Origin of the sequence: Acidithiobacillus acidisediminis (genome assembly GCF_023277115.1) — a bacterium.
GTDB lineage: Bacteria > Pseudomonadota > Gammaproteobacteria > Acidithiobacillales > Acidithiobacillaceae > Igneacidithiobacillus > Igneacidithiobacillus acidisediminis.
The window spans coordinates 999,780-1,026,342 of the sequence record NZ_JALQCS010000001.1; the positions used below are offsets into that span (position 1 = coordinate 999,780).

The window sequence follows — 26,563 nt, forward strand, 5'->3', positions numbered from 1 at the left end:
GGCGCGAGGCCCCTCAACGACTCAGGCGGTGGGCATGGGTGCCACGCGAAACGTCTCGAAGAGGATGTCTACCGCCGTATGTTGGGCGCCATGGGCGACCGCATCAAAAATGTCTTGATCTGTCCATCCCAAGGCACGTAGGTCGTCAACTTCGCTATCTTTCACGCCATGGGGATTGCGAACTGCGCGTAACACATAATCCAGTAGACGATTCTCCCGTGCCTCGAGAGGCCCCTCGAGAGGTTTGTTGCGGGCACGCGCAATGGCCTCTGCAGAAAGACCGGCATTGAGCAACAAACTCTGATTAAACCCGATGCAGAACTGACAATGGCCGTCCTCCGAAAGAATGTAGCGCAAGAGGGCGAGAAAGTTGGCCGAGAGGCGCGGGTGTTGACCAAAATAGCCGAGAATCTGCAGTTGAATCTGCAGGAGCTTGGGGCTGACGCCAAAGAGCTGCAGTCCCTCTGGAACAGCACCAAAGGACTGTTCGATGGCGGCGTAAAGTTCAGCGAGCTCGCCTTGGGCATCTTTTGGGGCGGTGAGATGTAGCGTTGTCATGATAAAAGCCTCCTTCTTACCATTAGGGGGATCAAAGATACCAACTAGTCGGGATGTATTCAAGGTCGATTTTGCCTCGACCTTTTCGGCTGCCTCGCAAGAGATCAGCGCCGATTGAGTCCTTTTCCCAACAAAAATTCCTGCATGTGTGGGCGCGCTTCCCTGCCCACCAGGGCTGCAACCTCGCGACTCCAGGTACTGTCTTTCTGGGTGCCGCTACGCTTGGCGTAGTACGCATGCATCTCGGTGTCGTACCCGGCAATTAGTGCAACCTCTCCGAGGTCATCGTAGCGGTTCTTTTTCAGGACTACCGGCAGAGGTAAGCGTGGTTTGACCTCGGGATCTTGGGCGGGATGGCCAATGCAAAGACCAAATACGGGATAACTTTGCTGCGGCAAGCCCAGAAGTTCAGAGATTTCGCGCGGATGATTGCGTACTGCGCCAATATAGCAGGTACCGAATCCCTGAGACTCCGCCGCAATGACACAGTTTTGCGCGAAGAGGGCGGTGTCAACCGTCGCGATCAGGAAATGTTCCGTCATTCCAGCCACAAAAGGCGTTTCGGCGCGCTCGCAAATACCCTTGGCGCGGTACAGATCCGCGACAAAAACCAGAAAAACAGCGGCGCTGCGAATTTGCTCCTGGTCACCGGCGAGTCGTGCAATGTCCTCCCGCGTCTTACCGTTTTCCACTTGAATAACCGTGCACGCCTGAATATTGCTCGAGCTGGCTGCATGTTGTCCACAACGCACGATTTCGTCGACGGTTGCGTCATCAATGGGCTCATTCCGAAATTGGCGGATGGAGCGGTGCCGCTGAAGCAAAGCAAGGACGTCGTTCACAACTTTCTCCTCTGTTCGGAAGAATGGGGTAGGCCGCGATTCAACCACCAAACACTGCCATTCAGATAGAAGGCGACACCCAACCATAGCACATAGGGCAACAGGAGAATGCCGGCAAGCAGTTCCAGTCGCAAAAAGCATAGGGTAGTGGCAAGGACAAGAGCGAGTAACAATGTTAGATCCGCCCATGCCAACAACATGCGGCGCTGACCGAAAAAGATCCAAGACCAAGCAGCGTTACTGGCGAGCTGCAGCCCATAAAGAACAAGAGCAATGGTACGGAGTTCAGAATCGGGCAACAGCCAGACGCGTGCCGCTGCAACGGCCATGAGGATATACAAACTGGTCCAGACGACGGGAAAAACCCAAGATGGCGGCGTACCACGTGGCTTGCGAAGCGTTTGATACCATGCGTCGGGCCGAAAGCGGGCACCGGTGAAAGCCGTGGCAAAACTGAGTGCGAGACTGACGACATATACCAGAATGACCATTATTGCTCGCCCTCGACAAACAGGGATAACTGCCTTTCCTCTCTAGTATGACGCCGAACTCTGCTGCCTGCATGCTTACGACTACCGTGCCGACGCAAGATCTGTTCGGCCTCGGTACGCGCATCCAGTTCGCGCCGAGCGGTGAGAATGCGTGCGCGAGCTTGCCGCGTGGCGGCGGTCAGAGAGACGATGGGTGCTGGGTAATCCCGGTCCAGACATACGCCCAGTCGCTTCGCCGTCTGCCGCGGCAAGAGCCAGGGCTGATGAATCCAGGGGGGCGACAGCGGGGCTAATTCTGGCAGCCAGCGACGCAAAAAAATGCCCTGTGGGTCGAGCTCTTGCGCTTGTTTGGTTACATTGTAGATGCGCAAGGCGTTGATACCCGTCGTGCCCGATTGCATCTGTACTTGGGGATAGTGAATTCCAGGTTCGTAATCGACAAATAGACGTGCGAGGTGCAGGGCGGGTCGCTGCCAGTGTAGCCAGAGGGCATAGGCGCTGAAGGAAACCAGCATGGCGCGCATGCGGAAGTTTAACCATCCACCAGCCTGCAAATACCGCATACAGGCATCCACCAAGGGAAAACCTGTCTGCCCCCTCTGCCATGCCTGAAAGTGTGACTCATTGAACTCGCTCTCCCGCAGCCCGCTGAGGGCGCGCTGCAGGTTTTCTCGCTCCATACGCGGCTCATCTTCCAACTTCTGCATGAAATGACCGCGCCAGGCGAGACGGGATTGCAGCGCGCGCAGGCCACGATGAGGCTCTTGGCGTTGCGCAGCCGAGATCTGCTGCACAACTTGCCGCGCACTGCAGACGCCGAGCGCGAGATAGGGAGACAGGCGCGAGCAACTTTGCGCAGCACTCACTGGGCTCGACATTCCGCCAAGATAGTGGCGATATTTCTCCGAGAGAAAGCCATCAACGAGCTGGTCGGCCGCCTCTGGACCAGAGGTGGGCAGGCGATCCTGCAGAAGGGCGTCGCTCAGGGCAAGATCCTCGCTCTCGGGAAGCTGCGCGAGGGATACACTGGCGCTTGGTAGCGTGGCTACTGCTGTCAAGTGTGCTGGCAGGGAGATGATCGGCGCCGCCATATATCGATCACGCTGGCGCTGCCAATGATCTCGATCGGGATGAGGCCTTGCGATCCCATCCTGGGGGTACTCCCACCACGGTATGCCCTTTGCACGCAGCCACGCGGCCACGCGGCGATCGCGGGCATAGGTCCAGGCGTTGCCCACCTCGATATGACTGTGCACCGCTGCGATGGATAATTCCCGGTGGATGCGCTCGAGCACCGCACAGATCTCACCCTGCTGCACGCAGAGCGTTGCGTCGAGCAGGTGTAACTCGTCGGCAAGACTGAGCAGGCTGGCGCGCAGCCACTGCCAGTGGCGTGCTGAATAATCCGGCTGCCGCCATAATTCTGGTTCAATGACATACAGCGGGAGCACGGTGCCCTGTGCTGCCGCTTGCGCAAGAGCGGCATGATCCCGCACCCGCAGATCCCGCTTGTACCAGAGCAAATGAACGCCGCCCATTCCTGGCTCTTATTCCGGCGCACTCATCGCCGCCCGGTTCGCGGCTGTATCGGGCAGTTTGTGCATTTCCAGGGTGATATCTCCGGCGTGCAATCCGTACCAGGTCACGTCGGTATGATCGATGACGACATCGGGCTGAATCATATACATCCAGTCGTCCGCATGCAGATTGTAAAAGGTCTTACCCACGGGTTGCTTGACGTTGTAACTCCAATGCAAGGCAAAACCGTAGGCATCGCCTGCCGCCTTTTTCACGTCGCCAGCGGAGCCCACGGCATAGCCAGAAAAGTGATGTCCGCCGTCATCTTGCAAATACCAAACGCGCTGCGCGTGGGTGATCTTGCCATCGTTCGCAATGTAGGTGAAATACTCGTCCAGAGTGCCTTTATTACCCTCCCAGTGCCCGAGCATGCGCACCCGAAAACGATTGACGACCTTGCCAGAGCGATTTTGAAACATGCCAGTGGCGATGAGCGGACCATTGAAAAACTGCCGCAGCGAGAAGTGCGGCTGCGTGTGGGCATAATCCTGCGGAACGGTGGCACAGCCGCTGAGGGCGGCTGCGGTGACAACGGGGGCAAGAAGATAACGCAGTTTCATGGATTGACTCCTGAGAGGGTAGAGGACAAGAGAGCGGGGTTTTCAACCCGCCGTGGCTGTAAAAGGTATATGGCACAAAACTTCAGCGAGGCTGGCACTAGGGCATATCCCAGCAGTAAGGCCCAGAGGTTTTGCCCGTCGGCGCGGTAACCAAGCCATTGCAGCAGGGGCAGGATGAAACCAGCACCGAGGGCGGTAGCCGCCTTGCCGACCCAATTGTAGAGACCAAAATACGATCCGGCCCGGGCCTCTCGGTCGTCGTCGGTATGATCGGCAAGAATGCTGGGCGGCAGTGCCTGATCGGCCCCGAGAGCCAGGCCGCTGAAGAGGCAGACGGCGGCGTAACCCCAAAGATCACCGGGCCCGAGGAGTGCAGCGCCCAGGAATGCAATCGTGGCTATGAGCATCGCCCAACGCCAGGCTCGTGCTTTGCCGCGCCGGTGCGAGTACCACAGCCATAGGGGCATACCGCCCGCCCCTGCGAGAAAGTAGAGCAGGAGAAAGGCTGGGGCCCAGTGCGGAGCGCGCAGGATTTGATCGACAAAAAAGAAAAACAGGGTTGCGGCAACGGTGTTGGCGCTTTGCGACAAGGTGTAGACGCCGAGGAGGCGGGCGGTGTGCGGCCGCCGCAGCGGTTCATAAAAACGCCACCAAGGCCCACTATCCGTTGCCGCCACCGGTCGGCGCAGGCCCGGGTTCCACAGGGGAATCGCGGCCACGAGAAGAAGCAGAGCAAAAATGATTCCAAAAAGGGGCCAGGATTGCTCCACCCCGAAGCGTTCCTGAAGCAGGTCTGGCAACACCGCGGCCAGCAGCACTCCCAGTAGGGCACCGGCTTCTCGTGCGGTGGTCAGCCAAGTTCTCCCCTGGTAGCTACGCGAGAGTTCTGCGCCCAGTGCCTGGTAATTCAAGCTGCTGACACTATAGGCCAGGTAAAAGGCGAGGAGGGCTGGGATCACCGTCCACCAGACGGAAAAGGTATGAATTGGATTAAAGAGTAGGTAAAAGCTGAGCATCAGGCCCGGCAGGCCCCAAGCGATCAGTCCCAGTCGAGCACCTTTGCGCGCGGCCCAAGTGTCACTCCACCGACCGATCAAGGGGTCGACGACCGCATCGCCCAGGCGGGCGAGCAAGAGAAAGACCCCAATACCCGCCAGGGGTAAGCCGTAGCGCGTAGCATAGAGGTGTGGCAAGAGAAGATAGACCGGCAACGCTCCGAAGGCCAGGGGTAGACCGAATGGAGCGTAGCGCAGCAGCACCGCTACGTCGGGTCGATCGTCCCTAGCCATGCAGCCCCAGAAGCCTCCGGCGCAGGCCAGGAACCCGGGTTTCCGGGTTTAGCCAAATGCCAAAGAAAGCGGGACAGAATTTCGCATTATCAATCTTGCTGTAGAGCTTTCCGTTGAAGTAAAAAGCAGTGTATTGCCCCGGCATGCACAGGCCGACGAGTTCGTCACCGGCGTGCACGTTGGGAAATGCGCTTTGCAGCTCTTGCGCGAACTGCGCCTGCAATGCAGGGCTGGGATGACTGAGGTGCCGCATTTCCCGTAACGAGGTTTTCGCCAACTCTTTGCTGCTAAATTCTCGCTCGTAGCGAATGGCCAGAGCAAAAGGCTCTGTCTGAGGATCGTAGTGGCTGCCGGTAACGTACAGCGCCGCGTTATACACCGAAAAAAGAAACCAGGAGAGATGCCCTGCTCCGAGTAAATGCAGCTTGGGCACGGTGTTCTGCAGCGCAGGGGGGAGCGGCACATGTACCCCCTCTGCCCGCGCTCCAGGGCTCAGTAGAACGGTGACCAGGAGCAGGACGGCTGGCAGCCAGCTACGCATGGCGCAGAGTCCACTGACCGACGCCAATCGAAGCCTCGGTAAAACCGGCTTCGCAATAGGCGAGGTAAAAACGCCATAATCGTTGAAATTGCTGATCATAACCCAATGCCGCCAGCTCGCCCGACTGGCTGTCAAACGTGCGACGCCACGCGCGCAGGGTGCGCGCGTAATCTTGCCCGAACTCTTTATGCTCCAGCACCTCGAGCTGCGCCTGTTCCAATTCATCGCGCATTGCCTGCGGGGAGGGCAGGAAGCCGCCAGGAAACACATGTCGACGGATGAAGTCCGAGCCGCGGCAGTACTGTGCATACAGTTCGTCGCGAATATGGATGGTCTGGATAAGCGCCCGACCGCCCGTTTTCAGCAGGCTATTGATGCGACGAAAGTAGGTAGACCACCACTCGCGCCCCACCGCCTCGAACATTTCAATGGAAACGATACCATCGTAATGTCCTTTTACCTGGCGATAATCGCAATACTCCAGTGTGCCGAGCCTTTCCAGCCCCGCCTCAGAAAGTCGGTTCTGGGCGTATCGAAGTTGCTCTTGCGAGAGGGTGATACCGTGCACCACGTATCCTTTTCGTGTGGCGTATTCGGCGAAGCCTCCCCAGCCGCAGCCAATTTCCAGGATTTTCGCGCCCGGCTGGAGTTGGAGGCGAGCTAACGCACGATCATATTTGCTTTCCTGCGCACTCTGCAGATCGAGGACTTCCGATTCGCCGAAGTACGCGCTGGAATAGCTCATACTGGGATCAAGCCATAGGCGATAAAAATCATTTCCCAGATCATAATGCTCCGCAATATTGCGGCGACTCCCTTTCTCCGAATTCGCACGGAATTGGTCCAGCAACCAGAATAGGCGCCGACGCCACCAGCTTCCCTGTATCCATGCTTCTATGGCACTGCGATTTTGTAACGCAAGGGCGAGCAATGCGGCCGGATCGTCGCTGTCCCAAAGGCCTTGGTAATAACTTTCGCCAAAGCCGATATCACCGTCACGAATGATCCGGGGTATTACGGCCCAGTCGTGGATCTGCCAGTGCGCATGGGGACCAGGCTCCGTACCGCTGAACCGCCAGCGCTCACCCTCGGGTGTTTCAATGTGCAGGGAGCCAAAGTGAAATTGCTTCTCCAAAATTTGATGTAAGAGACGAGCATGGCTACTGCGCGATTTCCTGCGCAATGGCAGGGAGGCGAGGGGGGACGTGCTCATAAACTGATCTCCTCATTCGGTGGGGAAGGCTTGCGTTGCAATCGGATACCGGAGCGCCAGAGCTTGAGTGCCTCCCAGTGAATACCGACGATGACCATCCAACTCATGAATGGATTTGCCAATATCACGCCCCAGATACTGCGAAAATTGAGGTCAAAGCGTTGGCCAGAGAGTTGCGTGACCAGGCGTACCTTGCCGTCCTGGGCGAGATAGTGGATATCGATTTGTACTCGCTGTTCCTCCGCCCGAAAGCGAAAACGGTAGCCGCCATCCACGGGAAAGAACGGCGAGACGAAGAAAGACTTTTCTGCTTCTAGCCAGTCGTGCGGACCGATGGGGTGTCCGTCTGTATGACGAACCAGATAGCTGTGGTGCTCCCCAAAGGTGTTGTTTACCTCTGCCAACACCGCCAGTAGCTGTCCGTCGCGATCCATCCCCAGCCAAAAACTTACCGGCTTGAAGGCGTAGCCCCAGAGCCGCGGATAGCAAATCAAGAGGATTTCCGCCGGATGGATACCGGCCTTAGCAAAGATTGTCTGGATCCAGTCTTCCGGAGAAGACTGATCGCGCCGTCCATGATCACCCCAACGAAAGGAGAGCGGTGTATAGCGCAGAACTCGGGGCAACTGAGCCAGCTCGGACATTTTAATGCAGAGCTGAAACCCACGGTAATGAAAGGCCCGGCGCGTCGGTTCGAGGCGCCGATGCATGATTCGCACGGGCAGGAGAGCCCTCCTCAATGCGCTTGTTGTGGCCATAATGCAGGGATCTCCCGTGTTTCGACCTGATCCGGTTGCTCCCAGGGCGCCCAGACGTTGAGGGCGTGTGCAACGGCCACGGCGCTGCGCATCCCGTCCTCGTGAAAGCCGTGACCAAGCCAGGCACCTGCGAAAAAGAGTCTCTCCTTCCCCTGCAGTGCTTGTAGGCGGCTTTGTGCCTGCAGGGCAGCGGCATCAAAAATGGGATGCGCGTACGCGATTTCCTTCCAGACTAGCTGGGGATTCGGTTCTCTCTCCGGGTTCAAGGTAACAATGACGGGATCGTGAAAGGGGAGCGGCTGAAGATGATTGATCAAATAACTGACGGAAACGGGATGCGTCCCTGATGCCGACCCCTCGGCGTGAAAATTCCACGCCGACCACGCACCGCGCCGCTGGGGCAGAAAACTGCGGTCACGGTGCAAGATGGCGCGATTGGGCTGATAGCGAATCCTCTCCAGGGCGTTACGCTGCTCCGGCCAATGAACTCCCAACAGTGCAGCAGCCTGATCACTGTGCACCGCACTCACCACCGCGTCGAATTCTTCCTCGCCAGCCGGACCATGAACCCGTACGCCATTCCTAGTAGGCTCCAGGGCATGGATCGGATAATCGTGGCGCGCATCTGCCAGACCGGCAATGATTCGCTGCACATATTCCCGGCCACCACCCGAGACGGTGCGCCATTGCGGGCGGTGCAGCACATTGAGCAAGCCATGATTGGCACAGAACTGCAAGAAAGAGCGGGCGGGATAGGCGGTCATTTGTTGCTCGGGGCAAGACCAGATCGCCGCCGCCATCGGTAATAAGTAAGCATCGCGTAACCAGGTGCCGTAGTTTCCGCGATCGAGAAATTCGCCCAGACTGAGGTCTTCGCTGGTGAGGTGGAGCCAGCGCTTGGCATCCCGATTGAAGCGCAAAATATCGCGGAGCATGCCGTAGAAGGCCGGACGCAAGAAATTTCGGCGCTGTGCGAAGAGGCTGTTGAGGCTGGTGCCGCTCCATTCAAGATCCAACGCGGGCATGCGCACGCTGAACGACATGTTGCTAGCTACCGTTTGCACGCCCAATGCCGAGAAGAAGGCCAGCAGGTGTGGGTAGGTCCAGTCATTGCAAACCAAAAAGCCAGTGTCCACCGGCGCAATGTTGCCTTCATGCTCCACATCGACCGTGTGGGTATGACCACCAAAACGTGCATCCGCTTCAAAAAGGGTCACTTGATGTCGCTGTTCCAGCAGCCAGGCACTTGCCAAGCCCGCAATACCACTCCCAATAACCGCAATACGCATCTGGGCCTCCGGTGTCCTGTCCTGTGGATACTACGCACGCCAAATCGCTTCGGATGCGACTGTCGTTGCAGTGATCTCTTAGTGTTCATATTATGTATAGTACATAAAGTGCGCAAGAGTCCTTTGGATGAAGAAATCTGAGTTGCCCAGCAAGATCTGTCCGACCTGTGGCCGGCCATTCTCCTGGAGGAAGCGGTGGAGAAAAGACTGGGAGCAGGTGAAATACTGCTCTGATTCCTGTCGTCTCCATAAACAAAAAGTTGACAGAGCATGAACATCAAGCGTTTCTTTCTGTTCCTGGGTGATCAGCTCGATCCTGATAGTCCCCTGCTCGATGATCTCGATCCAGCCCGTGATCTCTGTGTGATGATTGAGGCGCGTAGTGAGGCGGAAAACGTTTGGTCGCACCGATCACGCATCACGCTCTTCCTTTCGGCCATGCGGCACTTTGCCGCTGCCCTGCGCGAGCGCGGCCTTACCGTTGAGTATCGACGTCTTGAAGAGCATCGACGGCAGGGCCTGGTCGCGCAGCTGGAAGATTTACTGCGGGAACACGCGCCGCGGGAGCTGTGCTGCGCTCGCCCAGGCGCTTGGGCTTTGCGTGAGCAAATCCGCTCTCTCTGCGCCGGCCACGGTGTGCAATATACCGAGCGGGAAGATCGGCGCTTCCTTTTTCCTCTGGCAGAGTTCGATGCTTGGGCTGGGACTCGTCGTCAGTACCGAATGGAACACTGGTACCGGCATGCGCGCGTCCGCAGCGGAATTCTGATGGAGCAGGGTCAGCCCCGCGGCGGACGTTGGAACTACGATCAAGAAAACCGACGGAGTTTCGGACGACAAGGCCCCGGATGGCTGCCGCCGCCCCGCCGTTTTTTGCCTGACGCCATCACCCAGGAGGTGATAGGCCTCGTTGAACGGGAGTTTCCCGAGCATCCCGGAAGTCTGGAACACTTTGACTGGCCGGTAACGCCGGAGCAGGCCGAAGAGGCGCTGCAAGACTTTGTACAACAGCGCCTGCAGGGTTTTGGGGATTTTCAGGATGTGACTTGGCCGGGTGAGGCCTGGATTTACCACTCGCGTCTCTCTGCCGCCATGAATCTTGGCCTGATCCCACCGCGACAGGTGATAGATGCTGCGCTTGCACAGCTCGAGGCTGGTCGCGCAGCCCTGAACGCCGTCGAGGGATTTGTGCGCCAGATTCTCGGTTGGCGGGAATACGTGCGCGGAATTTATTGGCGCGAGATGCCGGCGTACCTGGAGCAGAATGCCCTGCAGGCAGAGCAACCGCTACCCTCTTTTTATTGGACCGCAGACACGGAAATGGCCTGCCTGCGCGATGTGTTGCAGCGCACGCTGGATTTTGCCTATGCCCACCATATCGAACGACTGATGGTTACCGGGCTTTTTGCGCTGCTCCTCGGCGTTGTGCCGAAGGAAATCCATAGGTGGTATCTCGCGGTCTATGTTGATGCCGTTGAGTGGGTGGAGTTACCCAATGTGCTCGGAATGTCGCAATATGCCGACGGCGGCATGCTCGCATCCAAGCCCTACGTCGCAACCGGGCAGTATCTGCAGCGTATGGGCGGGCATTGTCAACACTGTCGCTACGAGCCAAAGCAGGCGACTGGGGAACAGGCATGTCCCTTCACCACCCTCTATTGGGATTTTCTGCAACGGCACCGCAATCGATTTGCGGAGCATCCGCGCACGGCGCTGCAGTGGCGCAATCTAGAGCGAAAATCGGCGGCGGAATTGGCAGCCATTCGCGTGGCGGCGGAAGAACTGCGTGCACGGTTACGCTGACTTTCGTTAAGATCGGCGGCGGGATTCGCCCAAGTAGGGAACCATCCGCATGTTCACGCGTAATGCCAATCTCCCCAAACTGCTGCGCCATGTCAGCTTTCGTCAATTGCAAATCTTTCAGGCGATTGTGCAGCAGCAAAGTTTTACCAAGGCGGCAGAAAGTCTGTTCCTGGCTCAGCCCACGGTTTCGCTACAAATCAAAAAGTTGACGGAAATTGTCGGCATGCCATTGTTCGAAAACGCGTCTGGGACACTGCGTCTCACCCCGGTAGGGGAGGATTTGCTGCGCACCAGTCAGGAATTGTTCGCGCTTTTTGAAAATCTCGAATCGCAGATTGCCGATCACCAGGGGCTGCGGCGAGGCAAGCTAGCCCTCGGCGTGGTAACCACGGCCAAATATATCGCCCCAGAATTGCTTGCTGCCTTTGGCCAACAGTATCCAGGTATCCAATTCAGCATGAATGTGAGCAATCGGGATGAGATCATCCGGCGCATTCAGCAGAATACGGACGATCTGTACCTCATGGGGCAGGTGCCCGAGATTGAGGTGGATGTGGAAGCCATTCCTTTTGCCATCAATCCGCTGACGGTCATGGTCCCCAGTGACCATCCCCTGACCCAGGTATCGGGTCCTCTCCCCCTCTCGGCGATTGCGACGGCTCCTTTCCTGATTCGCGAGCCGGGTTCGGGTACCCGCAACGCGTACCTGCGCCTCTTTGCAGATCGAGGACTGAAACCCCAGGTGTTTATGGAGTTGAGCAGTAATGAAGCGATCAAGCACGCCATTGCCAGTGGGCTAGGGATTTCGATCCTCTCCATTCACTCCCTGGCCTTGGAGGGCGTGGGTGGACCGATCAGTATTCTGGATGTGGAGGGCTTTCCCATTTTGCGCCGCTGGTATCTGGTCTATCCCAGGGGTAAGCATTTGAGCCTCACCGCCCAACGCTTTCTACAATTCTCCCAGACGCAAACGGCGTTCATCAGCCAGCGCTTGGTGAATTTGTGGCCGGATCTCTCCCGTCACCTGCATGACGAGGACGATATCATTTAATTTAATAAATGTAGTAGATCTGAAAATCAAATTAGAATAAAAGATAGGCGTTGGCTATAGTTCTCCTGCTCGCAAATACGAAGGAGGACGGTAACGATGCAAAACCTTATCCCTGTGCCTTGGCTGACTGGCGCCGTTTTGAGCCTGATGCCCATGGTCTTGCTCGCGGCCGCCACACCGCGCGCTCGCAGTACCCGCAACGCGGCCCTGAGCGCAAGAAATCGGGTGCGCTGGGCGGCCGTGGCTGCGCTTCTGGCGGCACTCCTTGCCGATCTCAGTTTTTTTCTGGGCGATCGAGGGGACGTGACCTGGTTCCATTTCCCCCTGCCGGTGGTGCATTTCTCGTTGCCCATTTCCATTGCGGTCAATGGTGTGACCATGCTGCTGGCGACCCTGGTATCCTTCGTGATCCTGATGATCGCCCAGTACAGCGTGCAGTACCTGGACGGGGACCCACAACAAGCACGCTTTTCGCGCTTGTTGGCGGTGACTGGAGGATGTTTTTTACTGGTGGTGATCTCCGGCAACATTGGGCTCTTCACCGTGGCCATCTTTGCCACGGGCTTCAGTTTGCACAAATTGCTCAAGTTCTATCGCGAGCGTCCCAAGGCGATCATGGCGGCACACAAAAAGGCCTTGTTCAGTCGTACCGCTGACCTGTTCCTTTTCATCGCGACGATTCTGTTGGGCCAGACTGTGGGCAGTTTGCAGTTTTCGGCCATCGAAGCCTATGTTGCGGCGAGCCATGCTTTGCCGGCAGCGCTGCAATGGGCTGCCTGGCTGGTCATTGCTGCGGTCATCTTGAAAAGTGCCCATTTCCCGTTTCAGGGCTGGTTGATCCAGGTCATGGAGGCGCCAACACCGGTTTCGGCGCTTATGCATGCGGGGGTGGTCTACAGTGGTGCCATTGTCGCCCTGCGCTTGAGCCCGCTTCTGGTGCGGGTGCCAGAGACCTTATGGTTCCTCGGTTTCTTCGGTTTGGTTACGGTGCTGGTGGCATCCTTGGCGATGACCACTCAGGCGGCGGTCAAATCGATGTTGGCTTGGTCCACGGCGGCCCAGTTGGGATTCATGTCGCTGGAGTTGGGTTTGGGCTTGTTTCCCCTGGCGCTCTTACACTTGGTGGGGCACTCCCTCTACAAGGCGCATGCCTTTCTTTCCTCGGGTAGCGTGACCGATCAGCTACGCCAAGTGCCCGCTGGCGGGAAGAAGATTCCGGGTATGCCGAGCTGGATCAGTGCTGTCGGGCTCGCAGGAGTGATTGCTGCCACAGCCATCTGGGCCTTCGGTGAGAATCCGGCGCAGGATCGGGTGTGGTGGGCTCTGGGAGTGGTCATCGCCGTGGCTGTTGGCCAGATCCTCGTCAAGGGATTTCAGTTTGGCGATTGGCGTGATCGCCTGAATGCGGTCGCCGTCGCGGTGACTATGGCAGTGGTCTACCTGGGCCTACATACCCTGTTTGTCTGGGCATTTTCTCCCGACTTGGCGACCCCTCTGGGTACCAACAGCAGCGTTTACTTGGCCTTGATCGATGCAACCGTAGCCAGTTTCCTGCTCTTGAGTTGGGTACAGGGTCCGGGTCGGAAGTGGCTACCTCAGTCAGTGCAGTTGGCTTTATATGTGCACTTCTACAACGGCTTGTATGTCGACTATTGGGTCGATCGCTTCTCGCACAAGTTTTGGGCAGAGAAGGTGGGCGTGGAGGTGCCGCGTAAGAATCTCGCCCTGGAATCCCTCGAAGCGCTGGCGAAAAACCGTGAAGAATCTGTGTCTACTCCCGGAGGTGTGCAATGAGCAAGCAGGACAATGGAATGAGCTCCCTGATGGATCGCGTCACGCGGCGTATCGCCCCGGTCTGGCCTCTGGACAGCTTTGTCGCCGTAAACCCGTATTGGGGCTTTGCCGAGCACAGCCTACCCGAGGCAGCGGCAACCCTGCAGGGGGCGGCGGGAGAGCGGGTATTCATGGACCGACGTTGGTACGCGGAGCAGATACAACTGGGTAAGCTCAGCCTGGCAGACATCCAGCAGGCGGCCGAAGACCTGGGACTCAGCAGCGACGAAGAGGAGTGGCAGGAATACCTGCGTCAAGCGCCCGAGCCACCCTTGCGTCTGCTGACCTTGGCAGAGCTGATGGATCGGCAAGGACGCCCGGCGATCTCGCAGTTTGTCGTCGAGCAGATCAGCCACTTTCTTGCCGCCTATTACGATCGTGGCCAGTCTCTTTGGTCTTTGCCCAAAGCGGAGCAACTGGGGCTTTTCGCAAGCTGGCGGCAATATACCCTGCGGGATCGTAGTCTGCATGCCATTGGTCTGGGAGGCGCGCGCCGGAACCTTCTGGCACTGCCCAGCGATGCGGGCAGCGCCACAGCGTGGGCGATGCAGACCTTGGATCTGCCGCCTGCGACCGAGGAGACCTATCTATTGGTCTTGCTCAAGACCGTGGGAGGATGGGCCAGCTGGTGTCGTTACTTGCTTTGGCAGGCAGAATTACAGGGCGGCACCCACCAGGATCTGCGCGACCTCCTGACTATTCGTCTGGTCTGGGAGGCCCTCTTGCGGGCAGTCGCACCAGCCAAGGCCCAGGAGCGCTGGCGCCAGCAGTTGCGCGGTTGGGTCCTGTTGGATAAAGGAGAGGACTTGGAACACGCTCGGCGCAGCGAGGTCTTGTTGCGTGCCTCCGAGATGGTGTTCCGGCGCCAGGTCGCTGCCCGCATCCGCCACAAGCCTTCCCGCAAGACCAAGACTGGGGTCATACCCGAGGTGCAGGCGGCGTTTTGTATCGATGTCCGTTCCGAGGTCTATCGCCGTCACCTGGAGAGCCTCATGCCGACGTGTGAAACCATCGGTTTTGCGGGATTCTTCGGGGTGCTTCTAGACTATCGTCGCGCGGGGGATCCTGCGGCAAGAACCCAGTCGCCGGTGCTCTTGAATCCCGCGGTGCACGTGGAGGAGCAGGCGCCCGAGTCCATCGTCCGTCGCCGCTTGCGTCGGCTGCGTCGCGGTGCGGAATGGAAGCTATTCAAGCTCTCAGCCTCTTCCTGTTTTTCCTTCGTGGAAACCGCTGGAATTTCATATGTGGCGCGCTTGCTGGCCGATAGCATGGGCTGGCACCAGCCGTCCCAGGCACCCGACGACGCGGGATTGACGGCCGATGAGCGGGCCCGACTGCAATGCGTTCTGCCCGCGACCCTGAACAGCGAAGAACGGGTAGGCCTGGCGGAATTCGTGCTGCGCGGTCTGGGTCTGACCCAACGTATCGCACCCATAGTGCTCTTGGTGGGGCACGGCAGCTCGACGACCAACAATCCCCATCGTGCGGGTCTGGATTGTGGCGCCTGTGCCGGACAAACCGGAGAGGTGAATGCCAAGGCGGCGGCCAATCTGTTGAACGATCCGCAAGTGCGCGCAGGATTGCTGGCCAAGGGTTGGGCTCTCGATCCGCAGACGCGATTCGTGCCAGCACTGCATGACACCACCACTGATCGCGTCCAATTGCTCGAGGAGCCGGCTGGATTGTCCTCTCAGTCGCAGTTCGCGACGCTGCAAAAGGCCCTGGAAGAAGCGAGCGTGCTCACCCAGATGGAACGGATGCTACGTCTGGACGGCGATGTGCGCGAACCCCTGGAGGTGGCGCGGAACACCCAGTTCCGTGGTCGCGATTGGTCCCAGGTCCGACCGGAATGGGCATTGGCGGGCAATGCAGCCTTTATCGCCGCCCCGCGTTGGCGGACGCGGGAAATGAACCTCGGTGGACGCGCCTTTCTCCATGACTATGAGGCGCGTGAGGATCAGGACTTTGCCCTGCTGACGCTCATCATGACGGCACCCCTGGTGGTGGCCAATTGGATCAACCTGCAATACTACGCCTCTACTGTGGATAACCAGCGTCAAGGCTGCGGCAACAAGGTGCTGCATAATGTGGTGGGCGGTACCATCGGCGTGCTCGAGGGGAATGGAGGGGATTTGCGTATTGGCCTCGCCGAGCAGTCCATCCGCGACAGCAATGGGGCACTGCAACATGAGCCCTTGCGTCTTTCGGCTTTCATCGAAGCGCCAGCTGAGGCCATGGATCAGGTGATTGCCGACAGTGAGCCCCTCCGCAATCTGGTGGAAAACCGCTGGCTGACCGTGCTGCAGATTGGTGAAGACGGCACGCTACGTGAGCGCCGGGCGGCGGGGCAGTGGATGCAGGTGTAGATCTGTGTTGAGATTGCGGGGCATTTTTTGCGCGCAATGGTAGCCGATTGCCGGGAACGCCAAGTCTTCCCGGCAGTTTTTTGCGCGGTGCCTTCCGCTGTCTGGCTTGCCTGTGCTATAACCTGCGCGAATCAGCAGGGGTGACGATGTATGGCGAGCACGATCCTGAGAGACGCCCGGGGCGGCGTAGAGCAACTCTGGTTTCATCATCCTGCGCCCAGTATCGGGACGCTCGATGCCCTGCTTCAGAGGCTCGAACTTCCGGAAGATTTCTTCGAAGAACTCCTCGACCAGCAGCAGAGCCCTCGTCTGGAACGGATTGGTGGCTATCTCTTGCTGGTCATGCAGTTTCCGTGGCGGAGTGCGGCCGGGACGGAGTGCGTTCTGCGTCCTTTTGCCTTGCTCTGGGGAGAAGGAAAATTGTGGACCTTTGCCGAGGTCGATTGGCCATTTCTGGCGCAGTGGAATGCGCGCAAGTTCCACGATCCCCGACAAACCTTGATCTGGATCCTGCAGGTTCTGGCCTCCAGCTATCAGCAGACCGTTGAGCGATTGCGTAAGGAGATCCTGCAGGTGGAGACACGCCTCGATGCGACGCAGCGGACCGAGGACTTCTATGCCCTGCTCGCTCTCAGTAAGGCCTTGACGCAGTTTTACGTCACCTTGGCCAGCAACATCGTGGCGGTGTTCAAAGTGTCTCGCACCGCCGCCTTGCGCTGGGAAGAGGAAAACCGCTCGGCCCTGAATCGTGCCATCGCCGATTTGCAGCATGCCCGGGACCGGGCGGAAATCAGTGCCAGTACCGCCAATGACATGATGGACGCCTACGCCGGCATGGTACAAATCAACATCAATCATGGTCTCAAGATTCTCACCGTCATGGCCTTGGTGCTCTACGTGCCGAGCCTGGTAGCCACGGTTTTTGGGGTCAACGTACCGCTGTTGGAGCAGCACAGTCATTGGACGGTCTGGGTGGCGATGGGCATCGCCTTCCTGATTTCCATTGGCATGACGGTACATTTCAAACGGCGAGGATGGTTATGAAAAACCTACGTGCCGCACGGGTCATTGCCATCCGTGGAGAAGGGCGCCGCACCTATCATTGGACCAGTGTCGTTGCTCCCGATAACCAGCAGGTCAGCGAGCTCACCCAGCGCTTTCAGATCTATGAAGAATTTTTTCACGACGTGCAAGATCTGGATGAACGCCCTCGTCTCGAAAAAGAGGCCAACAACATTTTGGTGATTCTGAAGCTTCCGGTGCCGCGCACGGATCCAGACTCTGGCCGGCCGAGTTTTGCCGTGATTCCGATGGGCATCGTTTTTGGCCGCGAAGAGATCCTGACTGTGAGTTCGGAGGAACTCCCCCTATTGCGTGCCATTGAGGCACAATTGCCGCAGGAAACCGATGAACTCGATCCGCGCTGGCTGACGGTGGAAATGATTCAGCGCATGGCGCGGGCTTTCCTCGACGCTCTGCAGGTAATCAACGAGGAAATCGTGCATACGGAAAACCGCTTGCATCATTCTCAGAGCAATGATGATTTTTTCAGCATGCTCAGTTTGAACAAGATCCTCATTCGCTTTACCTCGGCCTTGCGTGGTGATATTTCGGTGCTGCAGCAGCTTCTGCGCCTGCCGGTCATCACCCAGGATGAGGAGGACTCCGAAGACCTCGCCGATGCCCTGATCGATCTGCAGCAGGCGCGGGATATGACGGAGATCTACACCTCCACCATCACCAACATGATGGATGCCTACGGTGGGGTGCTACAAACCAACGTCAGCAACACCCTGAAAGTCATTACCGGCTGGACGGTGATCATTGCCATCCCCGCCACCGTTGCCACGATTTATGGCATGAACGTACCACTGCCGCTGCAGGACTGGGCCTATGCTTGGCCGACCTTGATGGGTGGTGGATTTCTGCTTTCCCTCTTGGCGGTACTCTGGTTTCGGCGGCGACATTGGATTTGAATCCCTGGCTCTGGACCCTGTGGCGGACCCCCGCTGCGCTGCCCGCAACTGTGCCGGTGCAGGGTGCCTTTTTGCTCGGTGCGGACGGGCAAGAGGGCTGGCGAGGGTATGCGCAAGCCCTCGGCCTGCCGCCTTCCTGGTTTTTGACCGCAGCATCGGATGAGTTGCTGGCAACCTACGGTGCGCGCTTGGAACAGCCGAGCGACGGCATTTGGCATGTGCATCTGCCCTACGTGTATGAGCAGGAGGATGCCGAGGCCGGGACGGATCGCTTGCTGGAATCCGTACTCGGTATTATTGTCGCCCCCCAGAGCTTATGGGCTTTGGCCCCCGCCGAGGCGCTGACCCCCTTGTATCACGACGTTGCCGAGATGAGTGATCCAGAGAGCCGCGAGCAGGCCTTGTTGCGGGTCGTTCTGGTAGCCATTCACAGTCATGACCTCGCCGCCCAGCGCATTGTCCGCCGCCTGAAAGAGTTGCGGGCTGACCTGCGCAAGTCCATGAACAATCGTGAGCTGCAGGAGATCGTCAAACTCAATCGGAGCATGGGAGACTTGGTGGTATCTCTACGCGATCTTGGGCACACCCTGCGCACCTGGCTCTGGGAGTTGGAGGAGGGGGACCCCCTGCTGGCGGTCTTGGAGGAGTTGCAGGCAGAGCTGCGCCGGGTGGAGGATGGCGTAACCTTGATCTGGGAGCGTTATCTCTCGGTAACCAATTGCTATACCGGCATCGTGCAGAACAACTCCCATGCCGTCATGAAGGTGATGACCTTGTGGCTGGCACTACTGATGGTGCCAATTGCCCTGATCATGCCGTTTCACATGGAAACCCATCTCCCCCTGGGGCATTGGCATTTCACCTGGTATTTTCTGATTGCCTATGGCTTTGGGGCCTCCTTGTTGATTGCCTGGTGGGGTCGGCGCCATGGCTTCTTTGACATGTGAGCGGTAGCGATGCTGAAAAGGGTTCCTGGCGCTTTTCTCACCGGCAATGGTCGGAGTCGCGACTGGTTGCAGCTGCTCGCGCCCAGCGATGAGGAGTTGGAGCAGGTGGCCACTGGCCTTGGAGTGCCAGAACCTTTCCTGCGCCGGCGCCTGGAAGATAAGCCGGCCCGCCCCTTCGTGCGGGAAAAGGGCTTTCTGGCGCTGCAGTTTACCGTGCCGCATCATCATGCCCCACAGTCGAGCACCTTTGATCTCCTGCCCCTCACGTTGATTCTGGTGCCGGGAAATTTCGTTACCCTGAGTCTGGAGCCGGTGCGCTTCCTGGATGCCCTCCTGGATCCTGCCGCACCGCGCAAGCGCTGGGAACTGGTCCTGCAGATCATTCACGAAATCGCTCGTCGCTATGTGCGTATGTCGCGTGACGTGGGGCAGGAATTGGGCGAGATCGAGAGAGACTTGCGTCGGGCGCAGCGAGTCCATGTCATTTACCGCGCCCTGGCGGTCAATGATCGCCTCTTGGACCTGGATCTCGGCCTCTTGCAACTGGAGCACTTGCTGGAAGAGTTGCGCCCCTGGCTACCCCAGGATTCTGCTGATTTCCGCGAGTATTATGAAGACAGCCGTATCGAATTGCGGCAGGCGCGGGAACAGGTGGATACCGAGCAGGCGACCATCAACAGTCTGCTCAATGCCTATACCTACGTCGTCAATAATAACGTCAACAATATCTTCAAATTCATGGCCTCATTGATCATCCTTGCCACCATTCCGCTCTTTATTCCGGGTGCCGTGGCGATGAACGTGAACCTGGGGCCAATTCCGGCTTCGCATTCAGCCTTCTATTGGATTACTGGTGGCTTGATCCTTGTCGAAATGACCACGGCCTTGGTCTTTTATCGCATTGGCTGGTTTCGTTTGCGCTAGAAATCGATAAAAATCATATTCTTGTCATAAAAGTTCATCAAGATGTCACAGTGCGTTGTTACCATTCCCCAACAGTTTGCAAATCCGCCACAGTTGAGGGTATACCCGTAACATCGAGAAAACCGCTGTTTCTGGCCCTATTGGTAAGCGCCCTCGGCCAATGGATATGGGTGTGAGAAAGGTGTACTTCAACTTGTGCGTGGACAGCTTCTTCAATGCCAAGTACTACAGTTCGGCGGATCTCTACCCGGGTTCGGCGAGCCAAGGTGCGCATTTCGTTTTAGTGTTGCTCTGCCGGCCCAGCGTGACCTTGGCGAGCCCCCCGATAGCCCTGAGCACACCGCCAACCTCGGCGCCGCTGCTGATGCCTATCTGCATGGCTGCTGCCCAGCCCTGGCATTCCGCCATCAAATCATGGTATAAAGCGCCTCTTTTCGTAGGGGATGGTAGTCATGTCCAGAGTTTGCAAGGTGACGGGCAAGAAGCCCATGGCGGGGAACAATGTCTCCCACGCCAACAACAAGACGCGGCGGCGTTTTCTGCCGAATCTGCAGTATAAGCGTTTCTGGGTGGAGAGCGAGAAGCGTTGGGTGCGCCTGCGGGTGAGCACGCAAGGGATCCGCACCATCGACAAGAAAGGCATCGATGTGGTCCTGGCGGACCTGCGTGCCGCTGGCGAGAAAATCTGAGGGGTTGAGCGATGCGTGACAAAATCAAGCTGGTCTCGACGGCGGGTACGGGACACTTTTACACCACGACCAAGAACAAGAAGACGACCCCGGACAAGCTCGAGTTCGTCAAATACGATCCCAAGGCGCGCAAGCATGTCGCCTATCGGGAAGACAAAATCAAGTAATCCTCTGGCCTCTTGGCACTCTCTGCGCTAGAGTGCCAAGAAGACGCCCGGAGTGGGCGTGTCCTGGAGCGATCATACGATGGATGCGCGTGCCCGTCATTTACTGAAGTCCTTGATTGAGCAGCATATCAGCAGCGGCCAGCCCGTGGGCAGCCGCCAGCTGGCGCGAGATGCGGGTTTGGCAATCAGTCCGGCTACCGTGCGCAACGTGATTGCCGATCTTGAGGACGAGGGTTACGTCATCTCGCCGCACACCTCGGCAGGACGGATACCTACCTCCAGCGGTTACCGCTTTTTCGTCGACTCGCTGATTCATGTGGCACACCTATCCGGGGCCTCTCGGCGGGTACTCTTGCAGCGCATTGGCGCGCGGGCACCAGATGCCGAGGAGGTCCTCCATGCGGCAACCGAGGCCCTCTCGGAGATGACGCGCATGGTGGGCTTCATCCGGGTGCCCAAACGGGCGACACAGACGCTGCGCCATGTCGATTTCATCGCGTTACGTGAACGGGAAGTCCTTGCCATCTTTGTCACCGATAAAGGCGAGGTCGAAAACCGCCTGATCCGTGTGGAAGAACCCCTCAGCGCCTCTGCCCTGACGCAGGCTGCCAATCGCTTCAACGCCAGTTACGGCGGACGCCCCTTGCAGGAAGTCATGGCGCTGCTGGACGAAGACCTACGGCAGTCGCGCAAGGAAATGGACGAGATCTTGCGCAGTGCCATGGAGCTCGGGCGAGAGATGCTTGCTGCCGACCAGGAACGCATGCTCATCGAGGGCGAGCTGCAACTCTTGGATCTACCAGATTTTTCCGCCAGTGAGCGTCTGCGTGAATTGCTTTCCGTGGTGCGCCAGAAACGTGAGCTGGTCATGCTCCTGGATCAGAGTATGCGCGGCAGCGATGTGCGCCTGTTCATTGGTGGTGAATCGGGCTTTGCGCCATTGAGCGATTTCACCCTGATTTCTGCCCCCTATCAGATTGATGGCGAGCCGGTGGGGGTGATCGGCGTGCTCGGTCCCATGCGGATGCCCTATCAAGAGATCATCCCCTTGGTGGATGGCACCGCGCGCTTGCTTGGGCAGGCCCTGTCTCACAGCGAAATGCTTCCCTCTTGAAATGGCTCTGCCCCCGCCCCATCTATGGGTGGGACGAAGCTGGAGGAAGTGCCCCATGAGTGACGAAATAGAGCAGGATTCACAGGCTACGGAAGCTATGGCAGAAGAAGGTAAAAACGCTGAGGATACGGATTGGCAAGCTGAGGCGGAGAAATTTCGCAACGAGTATTTACGTTCGCTGGCCGACATGGAAAACCTGCGCAAGCGCATGGAAAAACAGATGGATGATGCCCGCAATTACGCCGTAGAGCGATTTGCCCGCGAGCTATTGCCAGTTGTTGATAGTCTGGAAATGGCGCTGGCGACGCCGAGTGGTGATGACGATGCGATGGTGCAGTTTCGGCAGGGTATCGAAAACACGTTGCATCTCTTCAGCGGCGCCCTGAGCAAGGCAGGGGTGCGTGAGGTGGAGGTTGAAAATGGGCGCTTTGATCCCAATCTGCATCAGGCGATCGCCATGGTCGAGCAGGACGGCGAGGCCAACCGCATCCTCGCGGTACACCAGAAAGGATATTTGATTCACGATCGTTTGTTGCGACCGAGCATGGTCTCGGTTTCCAAGGCCGCCAAGTCGCAATGAACGGTGCGAGAAACGAACGTTTTGATAATTCAGGAGATTGAACAATGGCAAAAGTGATTGGTATCGATTTGGGAACCACCAATTCCTGTGTCGCGGTGATGGAAGGGGACAAGGTCAAGGTGATCGAAAACAGCGAAGGCAAGCGCACTACGCCTTCCATCATTGCCTTCAGCGAGGACGGTGAGGTTTTGGTCGGCGAGTCCGCAAAGCGGCAGGCGGTTACCAATCCAGAAAACACCATTTACGAGGTCAAGCGGCTGATTGGGCGCAAGTTTGACGATGCGGAAGTACAGAAGGACATGAAACACGTCCCCTATAAAATCGTCAAATCCGACAATGGCGACGCTTGGGTGGAAGCGCGCGGCAAGACCTATTCGCCGCAACAGATTTCTGCCTACATCCTGCAGAAGATGAAAAAGACTGCGGAAGATTATCTCGGCGAGACGGTCAGCGAAGCGGTAATTACCGTGCCAGCCTACTTCAACGACGCGCAACGGCAGGCAACCAAGGATGCCGGACGTATCGCTGGTCTGGAAGTGAAGCGCATCATCAACGAGCCGACAGCGGCAGCGCTCGCCTTCGGTGAGGACAAAAATCCTGGCGACAGCAAGATTGCGGTCTATGATCTCGGTGGAGGGACCTTTGATATTTCGATCATCGAGATTGCCGAAATGGACGGCGAGCATCAGTTTGAGGTGCTCTCCACCAACGGCGACACCTTCCTCGGTGGTGGTGATTTCGACAACCGGGTGATCAATTACCTGGCGGATTCCTTCAAGGCCGAGGCCGGAATCGACCTGCGCAATGATCGACTGGCCATGCAGCGCCTAAAGGAAGCCGCGGAGAAGGCGAAGATCGAACTGTCTTCTTCCGCGCAGACCGATGTCAATCTGCCCTTCATCACGGCGGATCAGTCTGGTCCGAAGCATCTCAACATGAAGCTGACCCGGGCCAAGCTGGAGTCCTTGGTTGAGGATCTGATCGATCGCAGCATGACGCCCTGCAAGGTGGCGATGAAGGATGCTGATCTTTCTTCCAGCCAGATCACGGACGTGATTTTGGTGGGTGGTCAGACCCGCATGCCCAAGGTGCAGGACAAGGTCAAGGATTTCTTCAGCAAGGAGCCACGCAAGGACGTCAACCCCGACGAGGCGGTGGCCATTGGCGCTGCGGTGCAGGGCGCGGTGCTGTCCGGCGACAAGAAAGACGTCCTGCTCATGGACGTGACCCCCTTGTCCCTTGGCATCGAAACCTTGGGCGGCGTGATGACCAAGCTGATCGAGAAGAACACCACGATCCCGACGCGCAAGTCGCAGGTCTTCTCTACGGCAGAAGATAACCAGTCGGCAGTAACGGTGCATGTGCTACAGGGCGAGCGGGAGCTGGCGCGAGACAACAAGTCTCTTGCACGCTTCGACTTGGCGGATATCCGTCCGGCCCCCCGTGGCATGCCCCAGATCGAAGTCACCTTCGACATCGATGCCAACGGGATCCTGCATGTTTCGGCCAAGGACAAGGAGACCAACAAGGAGCAGTCGATCAAGATTACGGCTAGCTCCGGTCTCTCCGAAGCAGAGATCCAACGCATGATCAAGGAGGCCGAGGCGAATGCCGCCGACGACAAGAAGGCGCGAGCCTTGATCGAGGCGCGGAACGAAGCCGATGGCAGTATACACGGTGCACGTAAGGCCCTGAGCGAACACAGTTCCGCGCCAGCGGAGATACGCAGTAAGGTGGAAGGCGCCGTAACTGCGGCGGAGGAAGCCGTGAAAGGCGAGGATGCCGAGGCCATCAAGGGCGCCGTGGCGACTCTGATGGCAGCCATGTCGGAGTTGCTGCAGCATGCCGGTCCTGCGGGGCAGGGTGGCCCCGGTGAGGCTGCCGGTCCTGGCGCGCAGAGCAAGGACGATGACGTGGTCGAGGCCGAGTTCGAAGAGGTCGACAAGAAGTAAGGCAACGATCGGTATGGGAGGGCAGGGGTAACCCCCTGCCCTTGCCTGTTTCTGGAAATGGAAGCAATGAGCAAACGTGATTACTACGAAATTCTAGAGGTTTCCCGCAGCGTCGATGATGGGGAGTTGAAGAAATCCTATCGGCGTCTGGCTATGCGCTATCACCCGGATCGGAATCCTGATGACAGTTCTGCGGAAGAGCGCTTCAAGGAGATCAGTGAGGCCTATGAGGTTCTTTCTGATCCGCAGAAGCGCCGCGCCTACGACCAGTTTGGTCATGCCGGCGTGCAGGGCGGTGGCGGTGGTGGTGCGGGCTTCGGTGGGGCCGGCGGTTTTGGGGATATCTTCGGCGATATCTTCGAGCAGTTCACCCGCGGTGGGTTTGGCTTTCAACAGGATCCCGGCCGTGGCAGCGATTTGCGCTATCGCCTCGAACTCAGCCTAGAAGAAGCCGCAGCCGGTAAGGCGGTAGAGCTCGAGATCCCCAGTTCGGTGGTCTGTGAGTCCTGCCAGGGCACTGGCGCGGAACCAGGCAGTGAGGTCGAAGACTGCCGCACCTGCGGCGGCCACGGTCAGGTGCGGATGGCGCAGGGCTTCTTCTCTGTGACTCGTCCCTGCCCCAACTGCGGCGGCAGTGGTAAAGTGGTGAAAAGCCCCTGCAAGTCCTGTAAGGGACAGGGGCGAGTGCGTAAGAACCGCCTTGTCGAAGTAAAAATCCCGGCGGGTGTCGATACCGGTGATCGTATTCGTCTGAGTGGCGAAGGTGAGGCCGGTGAGCGCGGTGCCCCGCCGGGAGACCTTTACGTCGAAATCCAGGTACGGCCGCACAGTCTCTTTGAACGGGACGGGGACGATCTCCACTGTGCCGTACCCGTCAGCTTTACGACCCTGGCTCTGGGTGGCGAGCTCGAGGTACCAACCCTGACGGGTCGCGTCAAGGTGCAGATCCCTGCCGGTACCCAGTCGGGCAAGGTATTTCTTCTGCGTGGCAAGGGAATCCAGGGAGTCCGCAGTCGTATGGCTGGTGATCTCCATTGTCGGGTACAGGTCGAGGTGCCGATCAAGCTCAATGAACGACAGCGGGAACTGCTCCAGGAGTTTGCCGCCGAAACTGGCGAGGCTGCCCAGCATCCGCAGCAGGAAAGCTGGTGGGCCAAGGCCAAGGATTTCTTTGAGCGCATGGGGAATTGAGATGACGATTCGGGTGGCGGTGGCGGCAGCGGCGGGCAAGATGGGTAAGGCGATTATTGCCGCCCTGGCGGAGCAAAGCGATCTGCAACTGGTTGCCGCCCTGGGTCGACCGGGCGCGCCTTATCTGGGCGAGGACGCAGGTCGCCTCGCGGGAATCGCGGATCTTGGCGTGCCCCTCAGCGAACAGCTGCTCGAAGCACTCACCCAGGCAGATGTCCTCATTGATTTCAGTCCGGCCGATGCCGCCTTGTGCTATTTGCGCGCTGCGGCACAATCGGGTTGCCCGGTCGTTCTCGGCAGTACTGGATTCAGCGCCGATCAGGAGCGAGAGATCCGGGAACTCAGTACCAAAATCCCGCTGCTTGTCGCCCCAAATATGAGTGTTGGGATTAACGTCCTGCTCGCCATTCTGCCCAAGGTGGTCGCTACCCTCGGTGAAGAATACGATATCGAGATCCTGGAGGCGCACCATAGTCAAAAGCGGGATGCGCCCTCGGGTACGGCCCTTGCCCTGGGTCGAGCGGTAGCAGCTGGTCGCAACACCGATCTCGAGGCGTTGGCCTGTTGGGATCGCAATGGTGTCTCAGGGCCGCGCGGCAAGGGTACTATTGGTTTTGCCAGCCTGCGCGCTGCCGATGTCGTGGGAGAGCATAGCGTCTGGCTGGCTGGCGCCGGAGAGCGGCTGGAACTCACCCACCGCGCCAGCAGTCGGCGCAACTTTGCCGAGGGCGCCTTGCGGGCCGCGCGCTGGGTGCAGGGGCGCACACCGGGATGGTATGACATGCAGGATGTCCTTGGTCTGCGCAGCGCTGCTGCCGTAGAATAGGCATATTATCGCAAGCTACTGGAGG

At 58.3% G+C, this 26,563-nt stretch carries 26 protein-coding genes; 16 read left to right on the forward strand and 10 right to left on the reverse strand.

Translation table 11 applies throughout. The features are described 5' to 3' along the window. Positions 1 to 21 precede the first annotated feature (21 nt). The 10 genes from M5D89_RS05140 to M5D89_RS05185 form a co-directional block, all read right to left on the reverse strand. Positions 22 to 558, reverse strand: a complete 537-nt coding sequence (locus tag M5D89_RS05140; RefSeq protein ID WP_248884774.1) for a carboxymuconolactone decarboxylase family protein — start codon at positions 556 to 558, stop codon at positions 22 to 24. A gap of 104 nt (positions 559 to 662) precedes the next feature. Beyond that, positions 663 to 1,400: an oxygen-insensitive NADPH nitroreductase gene (gene nfsA, locus M5D89_RS05145; protein WP_248884775.1), complete on the reverse strand. Its 738-nt coding sequence runs from the start codon at positions 1,398 to 1,400 to the stop codon at positions 663 to 665. Further along, on the reverse strand, positions 1,397 to 1,891 hold the full coding sequence (locus tag M5D89_RS05150) for a TspO/MBR family protein (RefSeq protein ID WP_248884776.1): 495 nt from the start codon (positions 1,889 to 1,891) through the stop codon (positions 1,397 to 1,399). The genes nfsA and M5D89_RS05150 overlap by 4 nt, the downstream gene beginning before the upstream one ends. After that, positions 1,891 to 3,429, reverse strand: coding sequence for a cryptochrome/deoxyribodipyrimidine photo-lyase family protein (locus M5D89_RS05155; protein ID WP_248884777.1), 1,539 nt, complete (start codon positions 3,427 to 3,429; stop codon positions 1,891 to 1,893). Before M5D89_RS05155 ends, M5D89_RS05150 begins: the two co-directional genes overlap by 1 nt. 9 nt (positions 3,430 to 3,438) lie before the next feature. Next, on the reverse strand, positions 3,439 to 4,029 hold the full coding sequence (locus M5D89_RS05160; protein ID WP_248884778.1) for a DUF3833 domain-containing protein: 591 nt from the start codon (positions 4,027 to 4,029) through the stop codon (positions 3,439 to 3,441). Next, a complete protein-coding gene (locus M5D89_RS05165; RefSeq protein WP_248884779.1) occupies positions 4,026 to 5,318 on the reverse strand; it encodes an MFS transporter in 1,293 nt (430 codons plus the stop codon). Before M5D89_RS05165 ends, M5D89_RS05160 begins: the two co-directional genes overlap by 4 nt. After that, complete coding sequence (locus M5D89_RS05170) at positions 5,311 to 5,859, reverse strand: chalcone isomerase family protein (RefSeq protein WP_248884780.1); 549 nt, start codon at positions 5,857 to 5,859, stop codon at positions 5,311 to 5,313. Before M5D89_RS05170 ends, M5D89_RS05165 begins: the two co-directional genes overlap by 8 nt. Beyond that, entirely contained in the window at positions 5,852 to 7,072 is a 1,221-nt protein-coding gene (locus M5D89_RS05175; protein ID WP_248884781.1) for an SAM-dependent methyltransferase, read from the reverse strand. The genes M5D89_RS05170 and M5D89_RS05175 overlap by 8 nt, the downstream gene beginning before the upstream one ends. Then, on the reverse strand, positions 7,069 to 7,791 hold the full coding sequence (locus tag M5D89_RS05180) for a DUF1365 domain-containing protein (protein WP_346347705.1): 723 nt from the start codon (positions 7,789 to 7,791) through the stop codon (positions 7,069 to 7,071). Before M5D89_RS05180 ends, M5D89_RS05175 begins: the two co-directional genes overlap by 4 nt. Positions 7,792 to 7,808: 17 nt before the next feature. Further along, positions 7,809 to 9,119 (reverse strand): NAD(P)/FAD-dependent oxidoreductase, encoded by a 1,311-nt coding sequence (locus M5D89_RS05185; RefSeq protein ID WP_248884782.1) that lies wholly within the window; start codon positions 9,117 to 9,119, stop codon positions 7,809 to 7,811. 127 nt (positions 9,120 to 9,246) lie between these two features. On the opposite strand from M5D89_RS05185, the gene M5D89_RS05190 reads away from it, so the two are divergent. From M5D89_RS05190 to dapB, 16 genes are all read left to right on the forward strand, one after another. Further along, positions 9,247 to 9,393: a DUF2256 domain-containing protein gene (locus tag M5D89_RS05190; protein WP_248884783.1), complete on the forward strand. Its 147-nt coding sequence runs from the start codon at positions 9,247 to 9,249 to the stop codon at positions 9,391 to 9,393. Continuing rightward, positions 9,390 to 10,922: a cryptochrome/photolyase family protein gene (locus M5D89_RS05195; RefSeq protein ID WP_248884784.1), complete on the forward strand. Its 1,533-nt coding sequence runs from the start codon at positions 9,390 to 9,392 to the stop codon at positions 10,920 to 10,922. The genes M5D89_RS05190 and M5D89_RS05195 overlap by 4 nt, the downstream gene beginning before the upstream one ends. Positions 10,923 to 10,971: 49 nt before the next feature. Beyond that, complete coding sequence (locus tag M5D89_RS05200; protein WP_248884785.1) at positions 10,972 to 11,973, forward strand: LysR family transcriptional regulator; 1,002 nt, start codon at positions 10,972 to 10,974, stop codon at positions 11,971 to 11,973. Positions 11,974 to 12,069: 96 nt separating this feature from the next. Continuing rightward, the gene (locus tag M5D89_RS05205; RefSeq protein WP_248884786.1) at positions 12,070 to 13,767 is read left to right on the forward strand and encodes a proton-conducting transporter transmembrane domain-containing protein; all 1,698 of its coding nucleotides are present in this window, start codon (positions 12,070 to 12,072) and stop codon (positions 13,765 to 13,767) included. Then, complete coding sequence (locus tag M5D89_RS05210) at positions 13,764 to 16,172, forward strand: YbcC family protein (protein ID WP_248884787.1); 2,409 nt, start codon at positions 13,764 to 13,766, stop codon at positions 16,170 to 16,172. Before M5D89_RS05205 ends, M5D89_RS05210 begins: the two co-directional genes overlap by 4 nt. Positions 16,173 to 16,322: 150 nt before the next feature. Next, a complete protein-coding gene (locus tag M5D89_RS05215) occupies positions 16,323 to 17,216 on the forward strand; it encodes a magnesium transporter CorA family protein (RefSeq protein ID WP_248884788.1) in 894 nt (297 codons plus the stop codon). Beyond that, positions 17,213 to 18,148 carry a magnesium transporter CorA family protein gene (locus M5D89_RS05220; protein ID WP_248884789.1) on the forward strand — a complete coding sequence of 312 codons (936 nt, stop codon included), beginning with the start codon at positions 17,213 to 17,215 and terminating at the stop codon, positions 18,146 to 18,148. Before M5D89_RS05215 ends, M5D89_RS05220 begins: the two co-directional genes overlap by 4 nt. Beyond that, a complete protein-coding gene (locus tag M5D89_RS05225) occupies positions 18,139 to 19,095 on the forward strand; it encodes a CorA family divalent cation transporter (protein WP_248884790.1) in 957 nt (318 codons plus the stop codon). Before M5D89_RS05220 ends, M5D89_RS05225 begins: the two co-directional genes overlap by 10 nt. Before the next feature lie 9 nt (positions 19,096 to 19,104). Further along, positions 19,105 to 20,019: a CorA family divalent cation transporter gene (locus tag M5D89_RS05230; RefSeq protein WP_248884791.1), complete on the forward strand. Its 915-nt coding sequence runs from the start codon at positions 19,105 to 19,107 to the stop codon at positions 20,017 to 20,019. A gap of 452 nt (positions 20,020 to 20,471) precedes the next feature. After that, a complete protein-coding gene (gene rpmB, locus M5D89_RS05235; protein ID WP_248884792.1) occupies positions 20,472 to 20,708 on the forward strand; it encodes a 50S ribosomal protein L28 in 237 nt (78 codons plus the stop codon). Positions 20,709 to 20,719: 11 nt separating this feature from the next. Next, positions 20,720 to 20,875, forward strand: coding sequence for a 50S ribosomal protein L33 (rpmG, locus tag M5D89_RS05240; RefSeq protein ID WP_248884793.1), 156 nt, complete (start codon positions 20,720 to 20,722; stop codon positions 20,873 to 20,875). Between the two features lie 58 nt (positions 20,876 to 20,933). Then, complete coding sequence (hrcA, locus tag M5D89_RS05245) at positions 20,934 to 21,989, forward strand: heat-inducible transcriptional repressor HrcA (RefSeq protein ID WP_248884794.1); 1,056 nt, start codon at positions 20,934 to 20,936, stop codon at positions 21,987 to 21,989. Positions 21,990 to 22,044: 55 nt separating this feature from the next. Then, the gene (locus tag M5D89_RS05250; RefSeq protein WP_248884795.1) at positions 22,045 to 22,569 is read left to right on the forward strand and encodes a nucleotide exchange factor GrpE; all 525 of its coding nucleotides are present in this window, start codon (positions 22,045 to 22,047) and stop codon (positions 22,567 to 22,569) included. 44 nt (positions 22,570 to 22,613) lie between these two features. Next, positions 22,614 to 24,521 carry a molecular chaperone DnaK gene (gene dnaK / locus M5D89_RS05255; RefSeq protein ID WP_248884796.1) on the forward strand — a complete coding sequence of 636 codons (1,908 nt, stop codon included), beginning with the start codon at positions 22,614 to 22,616 and terminating at the stop codon, positions 24,519 to 24,521. 66 nt (positions 24,522 to 24,587) lie between these two features. Then, positions 24,588 to 25,712, forward strand: coding sequence for a molecular chaperone DnaJ (dnaJ, locus tag M5D89_RS05260; protein WP_248884797.1), 1,125 nt, complete (start codon positions 24,588 to 24,590; stop codon positions 25,710 to 25,712). Position 25,713: 1 nt separating this feature from the next. Beyond that, the gene (gene dapB, locus M5D89_RS05265) at positions 25,714 to 26,538 is read left to right on the forward strand and encodes a 4-hydroxy-tetrahydrodipicolinate reductase (RefSeq protein WP_248884798.1); all 825 of its coding nucleotides are present in this window, start codon (positions 25,714 to 25,716) and stop codon (positions 26,536 to 26,538) included. Positions 26,539 to 26,563: the final 25 nt, after the last annotated feature.

Bases quoted from the DNA above. Each gene is read 5' to 3' on its own strand.
- M5D89_RS05165 (WP_248884779.1), bottom strand. From the start codon at position 5,318: ATGGCTAGGGACGATCGACCCGACGTAGCGGTGCTGCTGCGCTACGCT.
- M5D89_RS05195 (WP_248884784.1), top strand. From the start codon at position 9,390: ATGAACATCAAGCGTTTCTTTCTGTTCCTGGGTGATCAGCTCGATCCT.
- dnaJ (WP_248884797.1), top strand. From the start codon at position 24,588: ATGAGCAAACGTGATTACTACGAAATTCTAGAGGTTTCCCGCAGCGTC.
- M5D89_RS05210 (WP_248884787.1), top strand. From the start codon at position 13,764: ATGAGCAAGCAGGACAATGGAATGAGCTCCCTGATGGATCGCGTCACG.
- M5D89_RS05220 (WP_248884789.1), top strand. From the start codon at position 17,213: ATGAAAAACCTACGTGCCGCACGGGTCATTGCCATCCGTGGAGAAGGG.
- M5D89_RS05140 (WP_248884774.1), bottom strand. From the start codon at position 558: ATGACAACGCTACATCTCACCGCCCCAAAAGATGCCCAAGGCGAGCTC.
- rpmB (WP_248884792.1), top strand. From the start codon at position 20,472: ATGTCCAGAGTTTGCAAGGTGACGGGCAAGAAGCCCATGGCGGGGAAC.
- M5D89_RS05205 (WP_248884786.1), top strand. From the start codon at position 12,070: ATGCAAAACCTTATCCCTGTGCCTTGGCTGACTGGCGCCGTTTTGAGC.
- M5D89_RS05230 (WP_248884791.1), top strand. From the start codon at position 19,105: ATGCTGAAAAGGGTTCCTGGCGCTTTTCTCACCGGCAATGGTCGGAGT.
- M5D89_RS05150 (WP_248884776.1), bottom strand. From the start codon at position 1,891: ATGGTCATTCTGGTATATGTCGTCAGTCTCGCACTCAGTTTTGCCACG.
- M5D89_RS05250 (WP_248884795.1), top strand. From the start codon at position 22,045: ATGAGTGACGAAATAGAGCAGGATTCACAGGCTACGGAAGCTATGGCA.
- M5D89_RS05175 (WP_248884781.1), bottom strand. From the start codon at position 7,072: ATGAGCACGTCCCCCCTCGCCTCCCTGCCATTGCGCAGGAAATCGCGC.
- M5D89_RS05215 (WP_248884788.1), top strand. From the start codon at position 16,323: ATGGCGAGCACGATCCTGAGAGACGCCCGGGGCGGCGTAGAGCAACTC.
- M5D89_RS05185 (WP_248884782.1), bottom strand. From the start codon at position 9,119: ATGCGTATTGCGGTTATTGGGAGTGGTATTGCGGGCTTGGCAAGTGCC.
- rpmG (WP_248884793.1), top strand. From the start codon at position 20,720: ATGCGTGACAAAATCAAGCTGGTCTCGACGGCGGGTACGGGACACTTT.
- M5D89_RS05155 (WP_248884777.1), bottom strand. From the start codon at position 3,429: ATGGGCGGCGTTCATTTGCTCTGGTACAAGCGGGATCTGCGGGTGCGG.
- M5D89_RS05190 (WP_248884783.1), top strand. From the start codon at position 9,247: ATGAAGAAATCTGAGTTGCCCAGCAAGATCTGTCCGACCTGTGGCCGG.
- dapB (WP_248884798.1), top strand. From the start codon at position 25,714: ATGACGATTCGGGTGGCGGTGGCGGCAGCGGCGGGCAAGATGGGTAAG.
- M5D89_RS05160 (WP_248884778.1), bottom strand. From the start codon at position 4,029: ATGAAACTGCGTTATCTTCTTGCCCCCGTTGTCACCGCAGCCGCCCTC.
- M5D89_RS05200 (WP_248884785.1), top strand. From the start codon at position 10,972: ATGTTCACGCGTAATGCCAATCTCCCCAAACTGCTGCGCCATGTCAGC.
- M5D89_RS05170 (WP_248884780.1), bottom strand. From the start codon at position 5,859: ATGCGTAGCTGGCTGCCAGCCGTCCTGCTCCTGGTCACCGTTCTACTG.
- dnaK (WP_248884796.1), top strand. From the start codon at position 22,614: ATGGCAAAAGTGATTGGTATCGATTTGGGAACCACCAATTCCTGTGTC.